Consider the following 437-nt stretch of genomic DNA (forward strand, 5'->3'; position numbering starts at 1 on the left):
CTGGTCGACCAGGTGCAGCTGCGGGAAGGCCGCCGCGTTGGCGCGCACGGCCTCGGGGACGCTGGACTCGTCGGTCACGTCGGTCGTCGTGACGAACACGTGGTCCGCCTTCGCGTCGAGCACGTTCTCGGGCGAGACGTCGACGGAGATCGAGTTCTCCCAGTCGCGCTCGGGGGTCGTGAAGCCGACGCACTCGAGCGTGCTGCCCGCGAACGACGTGGGCCCGTAGAGCGTGAGGATGCCGTCGCGCGGGCGGATGAGCTGCGCGGTCTGCCCGGCGGTGCCGAACTCGTCGGCGATCTCCTGGCAGCGTGCGTCGTACGCGTCGAGCAGCTCCTGCGCGTCGGCCTCGTCGCCCAGGGCGTTCGCGGTGAAGCGCACGTTGTCCTGCCACGGGTCGGTCTGCGTGGCCATGAGGACGGTGGGCGCGACGTCCG

General features: G+C 71.4%; 1 protein-coding gene. It reads right to left on the reverse strand.

Translation table 11 applies throughout. The annotated features are described in order from the left end of the window. On the reverse strand, positions 1 to 437 hold a 437-nt coding region (locus tag G3I71_RS47890; protein WP_164325244.1), incomplete at both ends, for an ABC transporter substrate-binding protein.

It is taken from the genome of Streptomyces sp. SID12501 (assembly GCF_010550245.1).
Lineage (GTDB): Bacteria > Actinomycetota > Actinomycetes > Streptomycetales > Streptomycetaceae > Streptomyces.